12 protein-coding genes are annotated in these 20,984 nt (G+C 53.9%); 1 reads left to right on the top strand and 11 read right to left on the bottom strand.

All coding sequences use genetic code 11. The features are described from left to right. Positions 1-70: 70 nt before the first annotated feature. From AC0YOB_RS04745 to AC0YOB_RS04695, 11 genes are all read right to left on the bottom strand, one after another. Positions 71-1,045, bottom strand: coding sequence for a carbohydrate ABC transporter permease (locus tag AC0YOB_RS04745; protein ID WP_475791777.1), 975 nt, complete (start codon positions 1,043-1,045; stop codon positions 71-73). A 39-nt stretch (positions 1,046-1,084) separates the two neighbouring features. Next, positions 1,085-1,951 (bottom strand): carbohydrate ABC transporter permease, encoded by an 867-nt coding sequence (locus AC0YOB_RS04740; RefSeq protein ID WP_210045962.1) that lies wholly within the window; start codon positions 1,949-1,951, stop codon positions 1,085-1,087. Further along, positions 1,948-4,227, bottom strand: coding sequence for a DUF5696 domain-containing protein (locus AC0YOB_RS04735; protein WP_475791776.1), 2,280 nt, complete (start codon positions 4,225-4,227; stop codon positions 1,948-1,950). Before AC0YOB_RS04735 ends, AC0YOB_RS04740 begins: the two co-directional genes overlap by 4 nt. After that, complete coding sequence (locus AC0YOB_RS04730; protein WP_475791775.1) at positions 4,224-6,350, bottom strand: YIP1 family protein; 2,127 nt, start codon at positions 6,348-6,350, stop codon at positions 4,224-4,226. The genes AC0YOB_RS04735 and AC0YOB_RS04730 overlap by 4 nt, the downstream gene beginning before the upstream one ends. A 25-nt stretch (positions 6,351-6,375) precedes the next feature. After that, complete coding sequence (locus AC0YOB_RS04725; RefSeq protein ID WP_379113237.1) at positions 6,376-7,275, bottom strand: carbohydrate ABC transporter permease; 900 nt, start codon at positions 7,273-7,275, stop codon at positions 6,376-6,378. After that, positions 7,272-8,246, bottom strand: coding sequence for a carbohydrate ABC transporter permease (locus AC0YOB_RS04720; RefSeq protein WP_475791774.1), 975 nt, complete (start codon positions 8,244-8,246; stop codon positions 7,272-7,274). The genes AC0YOB_RS04725 and AC0YOB_RS04720 overlap by 4 nt, the downstream gene beginning before the upstream one ends. Further along, complete coding sequence (locus AC0YOB_RS04715; RefSeq protein WP_475791773.1) at positions 8,224-11,262, bottom strand: extracellular solute-binding protein; 3,039 nt, start codon at positions 11,260-11,262, stop codon at positions 8,224-8,226. Before AC0YOB_RS04715 ends, AC0YOB_RS04720 begins: the two co-directional genes overlap by 23 nt. Positions 11,263-11,287: 25 nt before the next feature. Further along, positions 11,288-12,409, bottom strand: a complete 1,122-nt coding sequence (locus tag AC0YOB_RS04710; protein WP_475791772.1) for an ABC transporter ATP-binding protein — start codon at positions 12,407-12,409, stop codon at positions 11,288-11,290. Between the two features lie 179 nt (positions 12,410-12,588). After that, positions 12,589-13,467, bottom strand: a complete 879-nt coding sequence (locus AC0YOB_RS04705) for a helix-turn-helix domain-containing protein (RefSeq protein ID WP_475766795.1) — start codon at positions 13,465-13,467, stop codon at positions 12,589-12,591. 19 nt (positions 13,468-13,486) lie between these two features. Beyond that, positions 13,487-15,634 carry an MGH1-like glycoside hydrolase domain-containing protein gene (locus AC0YOB_RS04700; RefSeq protein ID WP_475791771.1) on the bottom strand — a complete coding sequence of 716 codons (2,148 nt, stop codon included), beginning with the start codon at positions 15,632-15,634 and terminating at the stop codon, positions 13,487-13,489. 217 nt (positions 15,635-15,851) lie between these two features. Then, entirely contained in the window at positions 15,852-19,061 is a 3,210-nt protein-coding gene (locus AC0YOB_RS04695) for an S-layer homology domain-containing protein (protein ID WP_475791770.1), read from the bottom strand. Positions 19,062-19,592: 531 nt separating this feature from the next. Between AC0YOB_RS04695 and AC0YOB_RS04690 the strand changes: the two genes are divergently transcribed. After that, positions 19,593-20,936: an ABC transporter substrate-binding protein gene (locus AC0YOB_RS04690; protein WP_475791769.1), complete on the top strand. Its 1,344-nt coding sequence runs from the start codon at positions 19,593-19,595 to the stop codon at positions 20,934-20,936. Positions 20,937-20,984 lie beyond the last annotated feature (48 nt).

Raw genomic sequence — 20,984 nt, 5'->3', positions numbered from 1 at the left:
TATCGCGAAAGCGCTTCCTGCTTGTAGGCGGATTATTTCACCTTTATAGGCGATATTTCTCAACAATCGCTTATTCCACAAGCCCCGTTCTCTCAACGCCTTCAATGAACCAGCGCTGCGCGAACATATACAGCACGATCGGCGGCAGGATCATCAGGAACGTGGTCGCCATACTGATCGGTTCAGTGAAGATCGAAGGCCCGCTGAGCTCAGCCTGATCCCGGAGCATGGTGGCGATGCGCGATATCCCGAGGGACAGGGGCGGGGTTTCCACATTGGACAGATACATGCTGGGCAGGTAGAAATCATTCCACGTCCAGACGAAGGAGAACAGGAATACGACAAGAATGGCCGGCTTGGCCAAGGGCAGCATGACCCTGAGGAAGACCTTGTAGACGTTTGCCCCGTCGATTCTCGCCGCTTCCTCCAGCTCCTTGGGCTGGGTGGAGAAGAACTGCCGGTAGATGATGACAAACAGCGCTCCCTTAAGCCCCAGCCCGAAAATCGCGGGAACGATAATCGGAATGATCGTATCCAGTACCCCCGTCACTCTGGCAAAAACCAGATTGGGCAGGACCGTCAGCTGGAGAGGAACGACGAACGTCAGCAGCAGAAAGAAGAACAGGACCGATTTGAAAGGCACTTTAAGCCTGGCGAAGGCATAACCCGCGACCGCGCAGGAGCAGGTTTGCAGCAGCGCCACCGAGCAGGATAGCAGCATGCTCAAGCCCAGCGCCTGCGGATATTTCAGCCACGTCCACGCCTCCTGCAGATTGCCAAGGTAGATGGCATTCGGTATCCAGTTCACCGAGGGATCCAGCAGATCCGACCCGTTCTTGACCATCGTTGTCACCATGTGCAGGACGGGCTTCAAGTAGATATAGGCAGCGTCGATCAGAATGAGATAGATAAACGCTTTGTAAATCAGCCCTTTATCCGCTTCTCTGCCGAAAATCAAATAACGGATCCTGGTCAGCCGGTTCAGGAAGGAGGAAGCGTCCGGGCGTTTTGTTCGCAGAGCGATTTTGGCCAATATTTTCTCCATCTTGTCTCACCTCTTCAATTCGTTTTTTTGCAGGCATGTTTATACGGACCGCCGCTGCGACCTGGTTGCTCTGCTGAAGAACAGAAAAATAATAGCCAGAAAGAAGCTGATAATAATGAAGTAAATCCAGATCAGCGCACTGTACTGCCCGTATTCGCTGTCGCGGACCTGCATGATGATCGGGTTGGTGGGAAAAGTGAACAGGTCGACGACCGTATAGATCATGTTCAGGAAAATAAACGGCGTCATGGCCGGAAGCGTAATTTTCCAGAATGTCGCCCAGGGGCCGGCCCCGTCGATCCGTGCCGCTTCGTAGGCCGAATTGGAGATGGTCTGCCGGCCGCCCAGAAAAATCAGAATCTGGACCCCGGAATACCACAAAATCAGCACGAACGAGCTGAGTATCCACAAGAGCGGAGTCGACCAGGTGGAAGACAGGTTCCCGCTGATCAGGCCCGAAACATTGTATTTGGACATAAAGCCGAGACCGCCCTCGCCCTGCGTCAGGAGCTCGCTTACGACCTGCCCCGTAGACAGAATGACAGGAAGAAAGAAAATGGCCCGGAACAGCGAGCGTCCGGCGAATTTCTGGTTCAGCATAATCGCGATCAGCAGTGCAAAAATAACGATAATGGGCACCATGAACAAGGTTTTCTGCAGGAAAGGGATCAAATCGTTATACAGGAGACTGCCGTCCTCAAGCAGTATCGTTTTGTAATTTTTCAGGCCCACGCTGGAGCTAGTGATCCCTGTCGCCACCACCATCACCTTGCGGAAGCTCATATACAGGGAGAAGCCCAGGGGAAAGGCCATAAACAACAGAAACCCGATAAACCAGGGGGCTATAAATATCGTGCCGTCCACATATTCCATCAAAGTCGCCTTAAGCTTGATTCTCCGGTTCATCGGCCTGCCGCGCCTCCTTCCATGACAATGAAGTTTTGCGCCGGGACGTCCACATTTCCGCTGCGGAACGGCTCCGTATTATAATTGACGATTATCCGCTTGCCGTTCTCGTAGGTCGTCTCCTTCACGTTCGGCGCAAGCGATCTGTGGCCTACGATGAAGAGGTTCTGCACATCTCCCAGCGCTTCGTTGAACCGCTTGTATTCCTCCGCTGCGACCGATGCCCAGTCGGAAAACTTCGTGCTGTAGAAACGGATGCCGTACGCATTCAGAAAATCGCTTGTTTCCGCATGGGTAAACACATAAGAGGGAACGGAGCCGTATTCGATTTCGCGCAGAAAGCCGTTGATATTCTCGTCGCGGTTATTCGAATAATCGAATGAATAGGTGATCAGGCCATGCGTCGCAATTTGCGCGAAAGGAACCGCCTCATCGGAGAACAGATCATAGGAATAATCCGAGACCATGTTCTGAATATGATGCACGTAAGGCAATGCGTAGAAATTCGAGCTGACTCCCTCAACGCCGCCCAAATTGTCCTGAATGGACTTCAAAATATCAGTCTGCACGTCCCTCGCTTCGTCCCGGGATGAGCCATATTGGGTGTTGTAGTCGCTGTACAGCTCCCTTCCGATCCGGTTGACCACAAGGCCGTCCACACCCAGCTTCTTGTAATCCGCCAGATCATCGTTCATGGTTTTCATGGCGAATTTGTCGCTGACGGCAGATATGCTGTCGGTGTTGTAGAGCATTCGGACATCGATATTCTGGCCGGCAAGATTCGCCACGCCGGCGAATTTCTTCTTGAAGCCTCCCGCGCCGGTATTGTTCAAGCCGTATTCGGTGTCCAGGTATACCGGAGCCCCAAGGCTGTGGGCATAGTCGACAAACTTCTTCATCCCGTCGTCGCCGCCGATGGCCGGGTCGACCGGCAGCGTCCGTCCGAATTCGCTGTAGCCGCCCTTCTGCCAGCCCGAATACGTGACGGACATATTTCCGATCCCTTTGTCATGCAGAGACTTAAGCATCTGCTCCGCTTCGAGCGTGGTGGTTCCTTTAATATAGCGGTTGGTCAAGGTTCCCTTCTCCTGGTCCCCGCCGATAACGGTAACATGGAGCGGTACGCCTGACTTCCCGGCCTCGGTCTTCGCAAGTCCCTTCTCTTCCATTAAATACTGGCGGTATCTTGCGGCCATGCCGACATAATCCGTGCTGCCCTTGCCGAGGATGTAATACCGGACAACGCGGTCGCTTCCAAACAGCTCGTCCTTGTTGAAATCGACAAAGCCCGGATCCTCGGCATTGTTCCTCCTGGTATATTGCAGGAAGCTGGACCGGTAGTTCATCTGCGGGGCGATCCAGTTATAGCCGCTGAACACCCCGGCCGGCGACGCCACGATATTGGCATATTCTTCGCCCTCGTGAAGGACGGCGACGAACCCCTTGTCATCCGATTTCATTCCGAAGACGGGCATGGCGACCGGATTCCGGTTGTTGTCCAGTCCGTTATAGACCATATCTGCCCCGTACACGCTCTCGTCATAGACCTTATTGACGTTCAACGTATTGTCCTTGAATTTGATTAGAGCACCCGTTCCGTCGGGAATGAGCATATAGCCTTCCCGGCCGTCCGTATGAACTGCGCCGAAGAAGGGGAACAGCCGGATCCAGATGAGACCCAGGCGGTCTTCTTTAATGCCCTCCCTTACAATCTTCGTCTGGACGTAATCACCTTCAATCGTGACCTGCACCGGAATCGCAAACCCTGCCTCAGGCAGCACATACGTGAGCTGGAATCCTCCGGGAATCAATTCGAGATTATCAATCCGGTCGATTCCCGGCGAGAAGCTCATATCCTTCGGATTTACGATCGGCTCCGAGAAGTCCGCGTATTGAAGCATGAAAGGTGAAGACAAATGCTGCTTCCACGTGCTCGACACCGTCTCCTCCGACCAATATTCCGGATCGGGATACGAGTAGTACTCTTCATTGCTCCGCTTGTCCTCCACAATAAAATGTCCGGTAGCCCGGTTCATCTTAAGACGTAAAACATCCGTCTCCGCCGCCAGCTCGAACCCGTCCTGCTCCGGCAATACGGGCGGCTTGGCCTGAACGGTTCCCGCCGCCGTGTCCGTCGGCACCGCCACGGCTGGCGCAGCCAGCCCCCATTCGATCTTGACGCGGGCCGAAGCGTACAGGATGAAGGCCGCAATAAGGACGGCAATGAGGATGGCAAGCAAGCTCCGCTTGCCCGACAGCGCTTTAAGCCCCATCATCTTAGCGACACCTCCTGATAAATTTCATAAAGGAATGATATAAAGTCGCTTGTCAGACCAAGCGTAATGAAGAGCAGAATGCCGATTACAATCATCGTAACGAGCGTCAGGAAAATATTGATCAGCGTTTCCCCCACGCTGTAATTGTGGATCCACTGCGTGTTCCAGAACATGAGCAGACCGATCCAGATGACCAGACCCTGGGAGATGAAATGATAAATGGACGATTCGGATAGGGTCATCGCATTCGACAGGAAAGCAAGCGGAATGCCGATCAGAATGTAGGGGACGAGCGCATAAGCGCTGCCGATAAAAATATCTCTGAACCGGCCCTCGCCCCGGTAGATCGAGCTGACCAGATAATTGGCGATGACCCAGGTAATCCATACGATGAAGAATTGGGTGAACACCGTATAGACATTGACGAATGCCGTGAGTTGAAACGAGAAGCTGGTCACGTATTCGCGGATCAGCAGCGCCGAATAGGTGCCGGCAATGAGAATGGCGGCGCTCCAATAGGTGCCCTTGCCCTCATAGCGGATGGCGGTAAAGCCGTCGACCGGATGGCGCAGGATATAGAAGGCATGCTTGAAATGCGTAATAAGCGGATTGCGCGAGCGTTCCCGGCTGCGCCACTTCGCCCGCAGCCTTCTCGTTACCGGCCATTTCTCCAGCCCAACCATCAGCAGGAAGCCGATCAGGATGACGCTGGCAATCCACGAGAAGTTTTTCTGAAACCACTGCAGGCGCGTTTGCCAGAACGACTCGGAATATCCTTCCTGGTTGCCGACTGCCTTGAATAATTTTCCCGCTTCAGCATACTGCTCCTTCTTGAAGGCCGCTTGCGCCAGGCCTTCGATTGCCGGAGGAAATTCGGCATTCATCCGCAGTACTTCCCTCCACAGCTGCTCGCTCTCCGTATAGAAGCCGGACAAGGTCAGCTTGTTCGCTTGAATGACCTTGCCGCCAAATTCCGACATCCGGAATTTCTGAATAATATTTTCCTGGTCATCCAGCACATACAGCTCGTTTCTGGAGTTGAAATCGAGCGCTGCCGGACTCTTCATGAGCCCGATCTGGGAGGTTCCCGCCGATGACGGCCCGCCCCAGAAATAAAGCAGGTTCCCATTGCTGTCGTAGTGGCTGATATACTTGAATTGCTGATCGACCACGGCAATATTTCCGTCGCTGTCCACGGCCACGTCAATCAGCTGAGGCGTCTTCAGAGCGGTCGGCGCCAAATCCCGCGTATCGGCCGCACGGTATTCTCCGAACGAGCCCTGGGAGCTGCGAAGCAGATTATCCCCGCGCGAATTCAGCTTCTTCAATTGATTGCCCGAAATTGCGCCTCCGGTGACGGTATAGATGAATCCGCTGCCGTCGGTAGCCAGACTGTTGATCGTTTCCGGCCTTTTCTGCACTTCTCTCGCATACATTTCCTCGGTATACAGCCATCGCTTCAAGGCATCCAGGGCGGACAGCACGGTCTGGTTCGTTCCGAAATATCCCTGCAGATTGCCGTCCGGATCCAGCACCAGCAGCCCTTCGTAGCTGCCCTGCGAAGCGACGTACAGAAAGCCCCGTTCATCGACGATCAGCTTCACGGGAGTGAATACGAAGGTGTCGGAGATAAAGGGCGAAGAAGGCTTGGCTATCTCCTGGATCATCTTCCCGTGTTTGTCCAGCTTGACGATTCTGCGGTTGCCCGTATCGGCAATGAATATGTCGCCTGCCTCGGTCACAAACACCCCTTCGGGCTTGTTCAGCGGGCTCTCCGGAACCGTGATGTAGCGGATAAGCTTTCCGTCCCTGTCCAGATGAACGATCCGGTTGTTGCCCGTGTCGGCAATAAAGATTTGATCGTCTGAATCGATATAGATGTCCTTGGGATGCTGCATGGACGATACCGTTCTGACGGACGGGTCCTGCGGATCGGCAAGGTATAGATCTTCTCCGATCACATCGATCGGGATGTAGGCCGGCTGCAGCCAGACCAGGCTTCCTGCGCTGTTCTTCGTAAACGTGGCGTATTTCACATTTGCGTAAGCCGTTGCCGGCAATAATGCGGCGCTCAGCATGATCAGTATAAGGGCCGACCACAGCCTGCCGCGTTTGTTATTCATGCTTTAGACCTCCGTATACTTCTTGTCACTTGATGCCCGAATGAGCCATGGTGGCAATAACCTTGCTCTGGAAGAGCAGGAAAATAATCAAATTCGGCAGGAACATGATCAGCGCCGCCGCTGTCGCCGCTCCCTGTCTGGCCACATTGTTGGCCATGTTGGAGGTCAGCGTCGAAATAAAGAAAGGAAAGGTCTTCATCGTCTCGTCCTGCATGAAGAGGCTTGATGTCTCTGTATTTCCCCAGGCATCCTGGAAAGCGATGATGCTGATTGTCGCGACTGCCGGCATACAGATCGGAATGACGATTTTCAGGAAGATGGTAAACTCCCTGGCCCCGTCCATCTTGGCCGAATCGAGCAGCTCGTTCGGGAGCTGGTCGATGAACTGCTTCATGAGGAAAACGCCGACCGGCACCGCCACCATCGGCAGCAGATGGCCGAAATAAGTGTTCATGATACCCAGCTTGCTGACAACCAGATAGCGCGGAATGGCCACGGTTTCCGGTGCGAACAGGAGGGTGAGCAGAATGGCGCCGAAGACAATCTTATGTCCCGGAAATTTATGCTTGGAAATCGGATAAGCGCACATGGCGCTGACGCCTGTGACGAGAATAACCGTGAGCACGGCTACAAATACGCTGTTGAAGATGTATCGCGACATCGGGATAGCCGAATTTTTCGTAATCGCCCACAGCTCGATGAAGTTTTGAAAGGAAGGGTTGCGCACCCACAGCGTTGGCGGATAGATGAACAGCTCCTGATAGGGCTTTAGGGCATTATTGAAAATATAGACAAGCGGCATCAGCATAAAAATGCTGAGAAGGACAAGAAGGAACGCCGAAATTTTCTCCGTCGGACTCAGGCGAAAATGCTTCGGGCGTCTCTTCCACAGCCGCAAATTCCAGGCCGCAGCTTGTTTCATCATTCATCCTCCTTGGTGCCGAACAATCTCCAGCAAAATTTGTTGGCCAGGTACATCATGAACAGAAGGAAGACGGATAATGCCGTGGCGTACCCAAGCTCCATGCGGATGAACCCGTAATCGTTAATGTGGTTAACGATCAAATGCCCCGAGTACTCCGGCGTCGGATTCATGCCGGACAGCTGTGTGCCGATTCCGCCGGCCTTGAATGTGCCGACAATGGCCATAACCGCGCCGAACAGCATTTGCGGCTTCATGGAAGGAATCGTAATGTACCATATTTCCTCCAGACGGCTTTTAATTCCATCCAGCTTGCCTGCTTCGTACAGCTCGGCATTCACATTCAGGATCCCGGCCAGCATAGCGAGAAAACCGATCCCCATGCTGGACCACAGCGTCACGCCGATCATCGAGGTCATCAGATATTCCTTGCTCGTCACCCACAGCTGCGGCTCCCCGATCAGCCCGAGCTTGAGCAGGAAGCTGTTCAGGTATCCGATGCGGTCCCCGGTCAGCATCGGCTGCCAGACGATCGCCATGGCGACGCCCCCCGTCAGGGACGGGGAGTACATCGCCAGCGCGAACCATTTGCGGGACCTGCCCGGCAGGATCGAGATCAGCCAGGCAAGCATAAAGGCGGCTATATAGCCCCCCGGCCCGACGATCACGGAGAACTTGAACGTATTGGGCAGCGCGTATTTGATAAAGAGCAAATCCTGCGAAATCATATAGCGGAAATTGTCCCACCCGACAAACCGGGGAGGCTCCAGGGAGTTGAAATACGTAAAGCTGAGCCCGAAGGCTGCCGCGACCGGAATCATGATAAATACGGTGAAGCAGATCATGAACGGCGCAATGAACAAATAGGAGACGCGGTAGGACCATACGGTGGCGAAGAACGCCTTGTTCTTCCGCACCCTCTCATGAACGGCAGACTGAGAGAGCCCTGCCTTACTTGCTTCCGCCTTTAACATACGGCTCCACTCCTTTCCACGGCTCTGTCACTGCCGGCAGGTTCAAGGAATGGACGGCCTTGCCGCTGCCGTCGATGAACTTGAACTCCGCAAGCTTGCGCGTCATTTCCCGCTCGATTTCCTTGATCGCCGTCTCCAGCGAGCTGCGTGAATTGATTCCGTCCAGCACCGTCCGGTTCCATGCGTTCTGAAGCTCACGGGCCAAATAATAGGAACCGGGCACATTCGGCACCTCCTTGAACCATCTCCACTGCTCCAGAATGCTGTCGACATCCTCCGGCTTCCAGGGCAGCGACATAAAGGCTTCGATATTGGAAGTATTCCACCGGAAGGTCACGCCGTTAAGCGTCTCGATATCGTTCCCGAACCGCTCCTGAACGGCGGCAGAGGTCCACCATTTCAGGAATTCCCAGCCTTCCTCGGCCTTTTTCGAGTTTTTGAAAATAACGCCGCTCTGCACGCCACCGCTCATCCAGCGGGTGATCGTGCCGTCCTCCTGCTTGACGCCCGGAACCGGCGCTATTCCCCAGAGGCCATTCAATTCCGGTGCTGCCACCATCAATTGAATATAGGTGGTAATATCGGAAATCCCCATAGGCACCGTTCCGCTGCGGAAGCCCTGGAAGAAGCTGGCCAGCGACTGGTCCGCGGCATGGACATTGTACAAATCCGTCCATTCCTTGAAGCCCTGGAATCCCTTCTGCGACGATAAAGCCGTCTTCAATCCGTCCGGCGTGAAGAATTCGGCGCCGTTCTGGTAGAAGAACGGGGTATAAGGCACCGGAGGCATATTCATGTTGTTTTGCTGCAGCGTAGGCAGCATCTTGTAAACTTCCTCCCATGTGCCGGGAACCTTCAGGCCCAGCCGGTCCAGAATATCCTTGCGGTAATAGAGCATTTCGAAGGTTTGCGTTTCCGGGACGCCGTAATAACCTCCGTTGTAATAGAACGGTATCCACGTACCGGGAGCAAAGCGCTCATAAAGCTGATTGAAGTCCGGAAACTGGGCAAGATTGTACAATCCGCCCCGCAGGGCGTATTCGAACGGCAGATCCTGCGACAATCCGAGCGCCACGTCGGGCGCGATTCCGGCTGCGTTCATCAGGACAAGCAGATCGGAATCGGGAAGCAGGTTAACCTTTACCTTGATTCCGGTCTCCGCCGTAAACATTTCATCCGTCAGCTGCTGGATCAGATTGACGTAATCCCTTCCCCGCTGCACCCAGACGTTCAGCACCCCGTCGTCCACGCTGCTCAGCTCCGATTTGGGCTTGAACGTATACAGAAAATCGGAAATGGAACCTTTGAGCTCCTGGAAGAAGGTCGAGGTCATTCTCGGGATCTTCTTGCCTGACGGCACGACATAGATCCGGTCGAGCTGGAGCGGCTGAGCATTGAGCTGCTGCAGATAATCGGCAAGCTTGCCCTCCATATTCACCAGCTTATCCGCTTCGTATGGAACACGATTGATATTGTCCAGAAGCTCCTTCAAATCCTTCACCACCGTGACGATTCCCTGCGTTACCGCATCGGAGCGGCCGTTCACGGCCACAAGGCTCTGCTGGACTCGGGCAAGACGGTCGTACAGCTCCCCGAATTGGCCGACAAACCCCGGCAGGTCGCGTTCGACATTCCAGGTCCGGTTCGCGTCCACAGTGCCGCCGGTCAGCGCCTGGATATCCAATCCCCGTTCCTTCATATCGGATATGATGTTCTCCAACTCGACCAGAAGCGGCTTGAGCGGAGCCTGCGTCACGCGCATCGTCAGCGTATTCGTACCTTTGTTCAGCGCAAATTCAAACGGCGCTCCCTCCCCGTCCTCAAGCGTAATGCCCTGCCAGCCGGTCGCATAAGGAAACCGGTAAGCCGAAAGCTCCGAGAACGGCACCTGTCCGTTCACGGAAATGGTCCTGAACGTGGAGCGGTTCGACGAATAGGACTGCTGGGCGCGCATGGCGATTTTGTACATGCCGCTTTCCGGAACATCGAAGGTCCACGTGATCTCCTGATTGCCAGTCGACCAGCGCTCTCCGTTGATGACGTTATAGACCATCTTGCCTCTCTCGTAAGGAGTGGACGATATATTGTTGTCGTAGGCGAGCGGAATGGAGGAGTCGTTCTTCCAGGACGCCTGTTCCGCTTCAATGACAATGGGATCACCGGAGGGCGATGCCGCATTCTCCGGCTGTTTGCTTCTGACCGTCTTGTAATCGTCAATTTTGAGCGGCGCATGCAGCTCAATCTTCTCGATTGCCACCGGGTCGCTGCCCGAGAGCCGCATAATATGCTTCCCCGCGGTCAAATGCCACAGCAGCGGGCTTTCGTAGGAGCCTCCCGAATCTCTTAACGGCTCCGTCTTCCACCCGCTGACATCGATCGACGGCGGACGGATTTCATCGCCGTAGTCATCCTTTTTCGCTGGCATCTGGTCCTGCCATTGCCGGTAAAGCTGCACGGACCTTGACTCCAGATACGGGCTGACATGATCGAAGGTCAGACCAAGCGTAATCGGCTTGCGGTATTTTTCACCGATGAACGGATGGTAGGATACATCGATCGCATACAACCCCTCCTGCGCAATGTCTACCTCATATTCGATCCATTCGTCGGACACGGCGCTCCAGATAAGCACATCGTCCTTGTTCTCGAAGGAGCCTGCTGCAACCTTCGCCTGCTCCGATTGTCCCGAATAATCGGTACCCGGTATGGCAATCGTTCCGCTCTGCCCGGCAACGATTCCCTTCTGCTTCCACTGCTCCAGCAGTTCGATATAATAAGGCTCCGGGGCATCCGCCGCCGCAAGCGCTGAGCCGACATCCCCTGAAGCAGGGTTAGCTCCGGCATCGGACCGGGCAATGTCCGGTTCCGGAGACTCCGCATCCGGATCGCCGGAAGCGGCGGTGTTCTCGCCGGACAGATCCGGCGATCCGGCGTAACCGTCAATGGCTGTGCCGAATAACAGAAGCAGGCTCAGCATGATCACGATCCCTGCCCGAAAACGCAACAACGTTTTCAACTTGCATCCCTCCACATGCTAATCGTTACTGCATTAAATTTTCACCTGTATCAGTATCGAAATAAAGCGCTTTCCGCAGATCCAGAGTAAGCGTTACCTTCTCGTTATCATCGTAGGCCTGATCGAGATCAGCGCGTGCTATGAACAGATTGGATGCCCCGATATCCGCATACAAAAAGAGATCAGCTCCCATAAACTCGCTGATTTTATGGCTGCCCGGAATTTGCGAGCGCGGGTGCGCGTCGCGGTAGGCCGGGTCCAGATGCACATGCTCGCTGCGGATGCCGATCGTGACGACCCGGTTGACTTTTCTTTTCTCGATCAGCCTGTTCGACTGGCTTGCCGGGATGGCGAGCGCGTACTGCTTCGTATGAAATTCCAGCAGGCCTTCCGGACCCTCAAGCAGCTTCCCTTCGATGAAATTGATCGGAGGGCTGCCCATGAATCCGGCCACGAACATATTTGCCGGATTTAAGTAAATATTTTGCGGCGTATCGACCTGCTGAACGATGCCGTCCTTCATTACGACGATGCGGCTGCCCATTGTCATTGCTTCGACCTGATCATGCGTCACATATACCGTCGTGACGCCAAGCTGCTTATGCAGCTTGATCAGCTCGGTCCGCATCTGCACTCTCAGCTTCGCATCGAGATTGGAGAGCGGCTCATCCATCAGGAACACCTGCGGGCTGCGCACAATCGCCCGGCCAAGCGCGACGCGCTGGCGCTGGCCGCCGGACAGCTCCTTTGGCTTGCGCCCAAGAAAATTTTCGATTTCAAGCGTACGCGCCGCTTTCTTGACCGCCAGATCGATCTCATGCTTGGGCAGCTTGCGCATGCGCAGACTGAACGCGATATTCTCATAAACATTCATATTCGGATACAGCGCATAGTTCTGGAACACCATCGCAATATCGCGATCCTTCGACGGCAAATGATTGACCAGCCTGTCCCCGATAAAGATTTCGCCCGAGGATATGTCTTCAAGTCCCGCGATCATCCTTAATGTCGTCGACTTCCCGCATCCGGACGGACCGACCATAACGAGAAATTCCCCGTCCTCGATCTCCAGATTAAAATCCTTCACGGCATATAATTTGTCCTTGCCGTAGCGTTTCTCCACATGGTTCAGCACAATGCAGCCCACTGCTCGCACACCTCCGTTTTTTCTTGCTTCGTACCCATCCGCCCTATACGGGAATGCAGCCCGGTAATGAGAACGGTTTCAAAACATCCATTATGTGTTCTCATTATATATGGGCCGCCTGCGCGAATTATAGGCGATGCTTGCCCATTCTATAGGTGAATCGCGCTTTGCAGGGGATGTTAATCGATTTTCGGTTCCTGGTAGTTCTGCCGGTACTGCCTCGGCGTAACGCCGGTTTTTTTACGGAACAACGCATGGAAAAACTTCATATCCAGATACCCGACCAGATTGGCCGTTTCGTGTATGGAGATATCGGTGGATTCCAGCAGATCGCAGCATTTCTGAATCCGGATATTCTGCAAATACTGGATGAACGTCAGCTCCGTCGACTTTTTGAACAGCCGCTGAAAATGGCTTACGCTCATATAGAAATGGTCCGCAACATGCTGGGCCGTAATATTCTTGGAGTAATTATTCTTGATATAATGCAGGACATCCTCAAGCTTGTTGTTCGGCGAAGGCGTGAAATCCCGCTCCATCTCCAGACGCTGCAGCAGCATCAGCATCTGGATGAGCGAGGTGGTCAATATAATTTCGCAGCCCTGGTTCCGTTTCAAATACTCCCAGTGCATATTATGGAACATGGCCTGCAGCGTGTTGTGCTTGTCGTGGAACTGCAGCCATCTTCCCTTGCGCTCATGGGGGTAATAGATCATGCGGAGCATCTCTGAATCCTCGGCGAAATAATGCCTCCAGTTCTCAATCGCTCTATTGCGGAAAATACAGTTATACACGACGAGCACTTTGTCGCGCTCCGGAGAGGACGGGCGGAATACATGGGATGTGCCAATCGGGATCAGAAACAAATCCCCCTGCTTGACGGGCAGCACTTGATCCTCAATATAATGGAAGCCGCATCCTTCTCCGACGATGCAGATCTCGACAAAATCATGCGTGTGCTGGCAGAGGGAGAACGACTCCTGTTCACGGTTCACGAATATATCGATGTCGAGGTCAAAGAACCGTTCGCCCCTGAGCTCCTTCACTCTTCCATTCACCTTGCTCGCCCCTTTTCGCTTACGATCGGATTTCCCGTAAAGGCAGTTCGAACCGGCATAGCCGGCCGCTTGAGAAAACAAGCTTGCCGTTAACAAACAAACGGTATCCTTCTTCGATATCTGCCGCTTGCGGCGCGCTTCCGGGCTTACGGTACGTAATCCGGATTTCCGCCCCTGCGGCCCGGACCCGCTCCAGACAGAAATAATCCAGCCCCGTATCGATTGGATCCAGAACGAGCCGGTCGCTCTCTACGGACAATCCGGCCACATGCGTGATCAGCAGATCAATATAAAAGGAATGATTGTATTCCTGCTCGTCGCTGAGCGGCTCGCCGGTGGCGCTGTTGTAATGCTCGACAAGCCCGGGCTGGCTCAAGTCCCGGTTGAAGAAATGCAGGAATGAATATTCGCGCAAATAATGGGCGAACTGGCGGTCGTACAGGTGATCGCGCCGTTTGCTCTCCTTAGCCAGCGCATCAAGGACGATGGAATTGGTATACGGCCATGTCGGTCCGTCCCATACGCAGCCGTTGCGGCCTTTGACAAAATGGCCCATCCAGCCGCCGTCCTTCGAATAGGCCGGACAATCGGCGGATACGGACGGAAACGGGCAGCCCGTATCGAACTCGCCCCGCTGAAACAGATGACCGATCAGCGCGTCATGATCAGTGTCTATGATTTGCGCCCATGCCGGATAGAAGCCGACGATATTCTTAACCAGCGCCTTCTCGTCGGTTTCGTGATGAAGGTCGTAGAAGAAAGCGCTCTCTTCATCCCACATTTTTAACAGAATATCGCTTTTGATCGCCTCTGCCCGCCTATGGAATTCCTCCGCTTCGGAGTCCTCAAGCTCTTCGCACAGCCTGGCTACCGCAAGCGTATTCAAATAATGGTATACCGTCCGGTCCACTCTCTTCACATGCGTATAGGTTGCCGGATCCTTGGGGTTTCTCGGGAATTGGTGGAAGTACCAGTAGCTCGGCTGATATTCTTTTCCCGTCCTGGTGTGGCGGTATTCGATCATCAATTCGTCGCGGTCATTCCCGTGCGCCCGGCTCCAGGCCGGCAGCTGGGCCTTCAGGGACGGCAGCAGCGCCGCCATGGCCTCCCGGTTCCGGTGCACCAGATAGAGCTGATAGGCGGCCCAGCAGGAGAAATTGGCAAAGGCGTGCATGACGGTGTCGACGGTCATACAGCAGAACATCCCGTCCTCGTTCGGATTTTCCTTCATATTATTGAAGGGGCCTTCACTGTAAGCGGAGTCGTGGTACCAGCGGGCATCCATCACATGCAGGGGGACGGATAAATTGATCAGCTTGCAGAACTCCCAGCCCCCTTTGCTGAATGGGGATTTGCTTTTCTTGTGGGATCTGCCTTCATAGAACAAGGGGTATTGCAGATTCCCGTATTTGGGCTCGGCCAAATTATGACGGAGCAGAAACCAGCGGTAAGCCCAGGTTCTGTTCAGCAGCTCATCGCTGCAGCGGAAGGCCGGCGCCCGGTCGAACCACTGGCTGTAAGCCTGTATATAATCGGAGAAGGCCTGCTCGACTGGCCGGTCGTGGGCATAGGAGCCAGCCCTCCGCTTGAGCAGCTCGGGCTCATCCTGCCCATGAATGCCGAGCGCGGCCGCGATTGCGAACGTTCTCGTCTCTCCCGGCTTCAGGCGGAGCCCGGTTAACAGCCCGGCATCACTTAGTATCAACGCAGCGTCGATATCAAAGCTTAGGTGCGGTACCGTAAATGTGCCGTAAAGCCCGCCCTCCGGCGTTGTGCGAAAGAGATCTCCATAGGTGGAGAGGCGCAGAACAAGCTCCTCGGTATCCTTGTTGGTCCAGGTCTGAAAGGATACGGCACAGTCGTCCCATGAAATAAATTTCCGTTCCTGCAGCGAGAAGCGGGCACCTTCGTATTCCATCCGCATATGGCTCGGATACCAGCGGGCCCGGCAGGGCTCGTAATGGTCTGCAGCGTCTGCCAATACGGAGTACAGCAAAGGAATATTGATTTTGTGAATAAAATCGAACCGGCCGCTAAAGCCGGGCCGGGGCTCCAAATAATCGGCCCATAAACGGGCTCCCGTCGAACCGAGCAATAAAGACCCGGGAAGCGTGCGCAGCGATTTGCTGACGCCGCCCAATTGCTCGTCCAAGCCGCTTGCGTTCATGAAGAATCCCCCATTTCACATTTTACAATGTCGTACATATCTTCAAAATCAGTATATATCACTTGCTTCCCTCTTCATTGGTGGATTCTGCTCGAACTATGGGGGAATCCTGCTTTTCATGGCGGATATTCGCCCCGATTCAGTCCCTATTCGCCCTATATCACATGTGAAATACCCCTGCCGGATGCCGGCAAGGGTATGATGGCCTTTCCTTAACTTACTGGACGGATATGAAGGTCGAATACGTTTTGCCGTCAGGCGTAATGGCCGTCAGCGTGAAGTCTTCCACATTATTGTCAATCGGGTTGCCGCTGCCTGGCTGATAGACAATGCGGCCACCGCCGTCGATGTAGAGAATATCCTTCATGGCCGGAGCGGTATTCGGCCTGAAGTGGATGTCGCCAATCAGATAGACAATACCGAAAATATCGTTGTAGCGTGCCAGTTTGTCATTATCGAAGCTGTCTCCGAATTGATCCTTGACCGTGATCTTCTTCATCAAATTCGCGTCCCAGGGCAGCAGACCGTTCAGCTGCGCGCTGTCGACGACATTCGCCGACTTGTCCACCTTCACTTCCTGGATCGCCGGGCGTTCGTATTTGACTTCCACTTCCTTGCTCAGCGTCCTCGCCCCTGTCGGCGAATCGAAAATGACGGTGACTGTCGATTTGCCGGCATTCAGGCCGATGATCCGGTTCACATCGTCGTCTCCGATCATATCGGGATTGGCCGATCCGATGCTTCTGACGATATTGGACGGCAGAGTCACCTCGCGTCCCAGCTCATCCTTGGCGCTGATTTCAATTTCTCTGGCAAATACATCTTTATTTTCAAGCAGATAGGTAGCATCGGTAACGCTCCTGATCACCCCATGCTCGTAATAATATCTGCCTGCCGCAAACAATGCGTCATCCAGATCCATTTCATACGTTAACGCCTGGCTGCCGCCGAATACCTCGGCAACCGACGAAGCTGCAGCCAAGGTGCCGATAACCGCTCCGCCTGCGTCAACCCGCACCAATGAGGCCTTCAGCCGGTAGGTCCCCATCTTGAGCGGGTCTGCAACGAAGGTGACGCCTTTGCCCGAGCTGTCATTGATTTCACGGCGGATTGCCGGAGCAGCTTCGGTCAGAACGGCAGCGCCCTTGGTCGTAATCGCGCCGGATTCACCGCTGACCCGCTCCAGCTTGTAATCGACTTTGTAATCGGGGAGCGTCGTATTCAATTGGTCTCCGTACTGGTCGAGAATCTTGAATTTGATCTGGTGCTCGGTACCGGGAAAGAGCAGATTATTGCTGTCTCCGTCAAGCTCGACCGAAGCCGGCGTCCTCTCCCTCGCCTGCTCAATATTGAGGTTGAACGTCTCCATTTTGGAGGAATACGGCAATAGAATGGAAATAAAAGCAGGTCCATAGTTCATGACGCGGGCAATCCGGATTTTCCCCCTGTCGGAGCCGGTTGCCTGCACAGCCGTCTGGCGAACCGCATTGGGCGTCACGCTGTAATCGGTCCGCGTCGGCGGATCGGACTCCAGCACCAGCTGATTCGAACCGGTTACCTGGAGCCGGCCGGTTGTCTCGGCATTCACGATATCCTCGGGAGACAATTCCTTGCCTTCCGCATCCTTGACGATGATCGGGATATATTCGTCTTCGTCACCGATCGTCAGAGTGTCGGAATAATCGAATTCGACCGAAGCCGGTACTTTGGACAGCACGATTTTCAAGGTAACGGACGCGGGCTCGCCATATATCCGGGAGAGCAGCATCAGGTTTACTTGCTTGTCGACCTTCACGTCAGGTGAAACCTCAAGCGACAGATCGACATAACCGTCATCGTCATAATCGAAAAACTTGTCCAGCGACGGTTTGTCGTTGAAAATTCCCGGTTCCGAGAACACCGTATCGATGCCTCTCTCTCCGCCCAGAAGCTCGGGATCGGTAACTCGGAAGCCGTATTGATCATAGGCGGCAAATAACAGATAGGCCCGGCCGCCGGGCTTGAGCGCGGTATCCGCTCCAAAAAACTTAAGATCGCCTGCTTCCACCTTCGAAACGACAGGCAGGTCCCCGACGGTGAAGACTTTGGTGACAGGCTTCAGGGTGGTATCCGTTAACGGCTTCCGGAACAGAATAATCGAGATCCCTGCACCTTTGGGCAAGCGGCTTACATCCAGCTGAAAAGCCTGTTTGCCCGGCAGCTGAACCGCATTCACGTCCGCTCCGGCCGCCTTGATTTCAAAATCGCCTGCCGTCCAGTCGGATGTCTCGCCGTACTGGTTCGCCGCCTTGAAATCGACGATCACCTTGGAGCGCGGCAATATATCGGAAGGAGCGGCAAATGCCAGTGTTTCCAGCCGTTCGTCCTCCGCTTCGAATTCCGCTTCCGCCCGGTCAACGGTCCCTTCGTCCAGGCCTGACAGCTTAACCTGATATTTACCGTGAGCCAGCTTATCGTCCAGCGTAATGGTGGCGGACATTTTGTCTTCTGCCCACTCGGTTTTCCCGGAGACCTCATCTCCGCCGGCAGATGCGGTCAGCTTCGCCTTTTCGGTATCGACCTCCTGGCTGAGCTTGACGGCCACCTTCCTGGCACCGGAGGCCTTCGCTTCCAGAATGGATACTTTGCCCGCCTCCTGAATGCTTGCAAGGAACAAATTCCGCGCCTCGTAAGCGGCCAACACCAGTTCATAACGGGTAACGGGCGATGTGCCCCCGAATGTGCCGCTGTCACTGGCGGGAAGCAAATTCTTCTCCAGCGCAAATGTGGCATACGTTCGCGCCCATGGACTGACAGTAGCGTCATCGGACGGATCAGCCTCCTTGGCCTCGGCTTCCATGCCGAGTCCCCGGATCAGAAACGCCGCAAGTTCCTGCCGGCTGACCTTGCCGGACGGGTTGTAGCGTGTGGTATCCGAGCCGTAGCCGTTGGTCAGCTCCGCTATTTTGAGGGCTTCAATATAAGGCAGAGCGTACCCGTTGGCTTTATCGTCCGCTTTGACATCGGAGAAGCTGGAGATTGCCAGCTTATCGTCTACAGGCAATGCGAATATAAGGGCCGCCACTTTGGCGAATTGCGCGCGGGTCATGTTGAGGTCCAATCCGAACAGGCCGTCGGATATCCCTTTGAATACACCCGCTTCGATCAGCGTGCCGAACTTCTCCTTAACTTCCGCGGGAAGATCCTTTAAATCCGTAAAACGGTCTGCCGCGTTCTCCGCCGCACCCGTTTCCGGGCTTACGGCAGGCGCCTCTTCCTCTACCGCACTTGGTTCCGGGCTTACGGCAGATGCCTCTTCCTCTACCGCACTTGGTTCCGGGCTTACGGCAGGCGCCTCCTCCTCTGGCGTGTCCTCTTCCGCCGCTGCGGGCGAAGCAAATACGGATAACAAAAGCATGATAGCCAGAAGCCATTTGATACTTCTCATCGATTTCTACATCCTCTCAGGCAAAATATCTTCAGATAAGCGCTTACAAAAACCTTTTTTTAAGAATCCCCCCTCAGGTACTGCAGGCCTCTTGAATTCCGCGCTGCTGCAGAATCTCGCATTGTAATGAATATAGGATAAATTGTATATGTCCCGTTCCGCGGCATTATAGGCTGACTCCATCGTTATTATAGGCTTTTTCACTCTCCCGCCGCTGCTGGCATTCTCTCATTTTGCCGGCTGGCGGGAGGAACGGATACATGATGGGATACGCCTATAATTTGAACAAATAACCCATTGCCGGCATTTGCCATTGTAGATATGTTTAATAGACTTCCACTGCCGTCCTTCGCTTTTTCAGGATACCGCGCAGCTGGTTGAACATGAATTCATGTCAGGGGGTGATCGTGATGAAGCTTTATTTTTGTAAGCGCTGACATATCCCTCTCTCTCAATCTATGACTCCGCTGGCGGTTACCCGATGAGGAATCTTCCCGATGCATACAAACATTTTGGAGGTCTGAACGGATCATGAAAAAAATTATCAGTATCGCGCTCTTGACGGTAATGACGATAATGGGGGCGGCGGCTTGTACCGAAGAAAACGGCGCGGAAGTAAACAAAGCAAACATTGTAAACGAGGTGTCTCAAGAAACGGCGGAAACATCCGCTAATGAGCTGACTATCTTTACGGCATGGCCTGCATTCTATGTCAACGAAGACATATACGAGAAACAGGTCGGCCAATATATCAAAGCGAAATTCCCCGATGTTACGTTCAAGCATATTGCCTGGAACGATGGTACGCGGTATGAGGATTTGATCGCCAAGGGCACGATACCCGACATTGTATTCGACGAGGTCGGCCGCAATACGTACAGGCAAATCCGCAGATTCAAGATGGAATACGATATGACCGATCTGGTCAAAAAATACAACTTCGACACCGGCACATTGAACCCTGCGGATTTTCAGCATTCCGTCAATACGTCGGACGGCAAATTGTACTCGCTTCCGTTCAATTCGAACGACTGGGTGCTCGTATATAACAAGGATATTTTCGACCAGTTTGGCCTGGACTACCCCAAGGACGGGATGACATGGGATGAAGCCTATGAAATGACCAAAAAGCTTACCCGTCAGGTCGGTGATATCACCTATAAAGGCTTTCAGATGAACCCCGCCCACTATATGAGATTCAATCAGCTTTCAGAGCCTGCTCTCGATCCGAACGAAGACAAATCTTCCATGGTCTCGGACAATTGGCTGAAGATTGTAAGCAATATCAGGGCGTTCTATGAAATTCCCGGCAATCAGCTAGTGAAAACGAATGAATTTGTCACGGGGAAAATTGCGATGATTGTGGACTCGCTGGAGAACGTCAATAAATTGCTTGACGAGAACAAGGATTTGAACTTTGACATCTCATCGGTTCCGGTATTCCCCGAGGCGCCGGAGTCCAAATTCCAGCCCGATACGAACGGCATGTTTATTACGAATCAGTCCGCCGACAAGGATCTGGCGTTCCAGGTCGTCCAATACCTGCTGTCGCCGGAGTATCAAACCGAATTGTCCAGGCAGGGTGTCATCTCGCCGCTTGCCGATCCGGCTGTTCAGGAGGCATACGGAAAGGACGTGCCCGGTTGGGAAGGCAAGCATCTTCAATCGATTTTCTATTTGAGCGGTGCTATGCCGCCTGCCCGTAAGCCGAACCTGACCTATATCTATGCCAATACGGATATGGTTTGGAAGCTCATTTCAACGGAATCCAAGGACAATCAGACTGCGCTGAGGATGGCTGACGAGGCCATGAACAAAGCAATCGAGGAGACGATAGTGATCCATAAGGAAGGCGGGATCAGCCCGCATGAGTAATGGGTAAACAGGTTGGCATTCCCCGATAGGGAGCGTGCGAATAACGAG

Source organism: Paenibacillus sp. JT31N17, from assembly GCF_056269255.1.
This window is presented reverse-complemented; position numbering and strand designations above follow the sequence as displayed.

Coding starts and splice junctions, on each gene's coding strand:
- AC0YOB_RS04745 (WP_475791777.1), bottom strand. CDS start 1,045: ATGGAGAAAATATTGGCCAAAATCGCTCTGCGAACAAAACGCCCGGAC.
- AC0YOB_RS04730 (WP_475791775.1), bottom strand. CDS start 6,350: ATGAATAACAAACGCGGCAGGCTGTGGTCGGCCCTTATACTGATCATG.
- AC0YOB_RS04720 (WP_475791774.1), bottom strand. CDS start 8,246: ATGTTAAAGGCGGAAGCAAGTAAGGCAGGGCTCTCTCAGTCTGCCGTT.
- AC0YOB_RS04690 (WP_475791769.1), top strand. CDS start 19,593: ATGAAAAAAATTATCAGTATCGCGCTCTTGACGGTAATGACGATAATG.
- AC0YOB_RS04735 (WP_475791776.1), bottom strand. CDS start 4,227: ATGATGGGGCTTAAAGCGCTGTCGGGCAAGCGGAGCTTGCTTGCCATC.
- AC0YOB_RS04695 (WP_475791770.1), bottom strand. CDS start 19,061: ATGAGAAGTATCAAATGGCTTCTGGCTATCATGCTTTTGTTATCCGTA.
- AC0YOB_RS04700 (WP_475791771.1), bottom strand. CDS start 15,634: ATGAACGCAAGCGGCTTGGACGAGCAATTGGGCGGCGTCAGCAAATCG.
- AC0YOB_RS04725 (WP_379113237.1), bottom strand. CDS start 7,275: ATGATGAAACAAGCTGCGGCCTGGAATTTGCGGCTGTGGAAGAGACGC.
- AC0YOB_RS04740 (WP_210045962.1), bottom strand. CDS start 1,951: ATGAACCGGAGAATCAAGCTTAAGGCGACTTTGATGGAATATGTGGAC.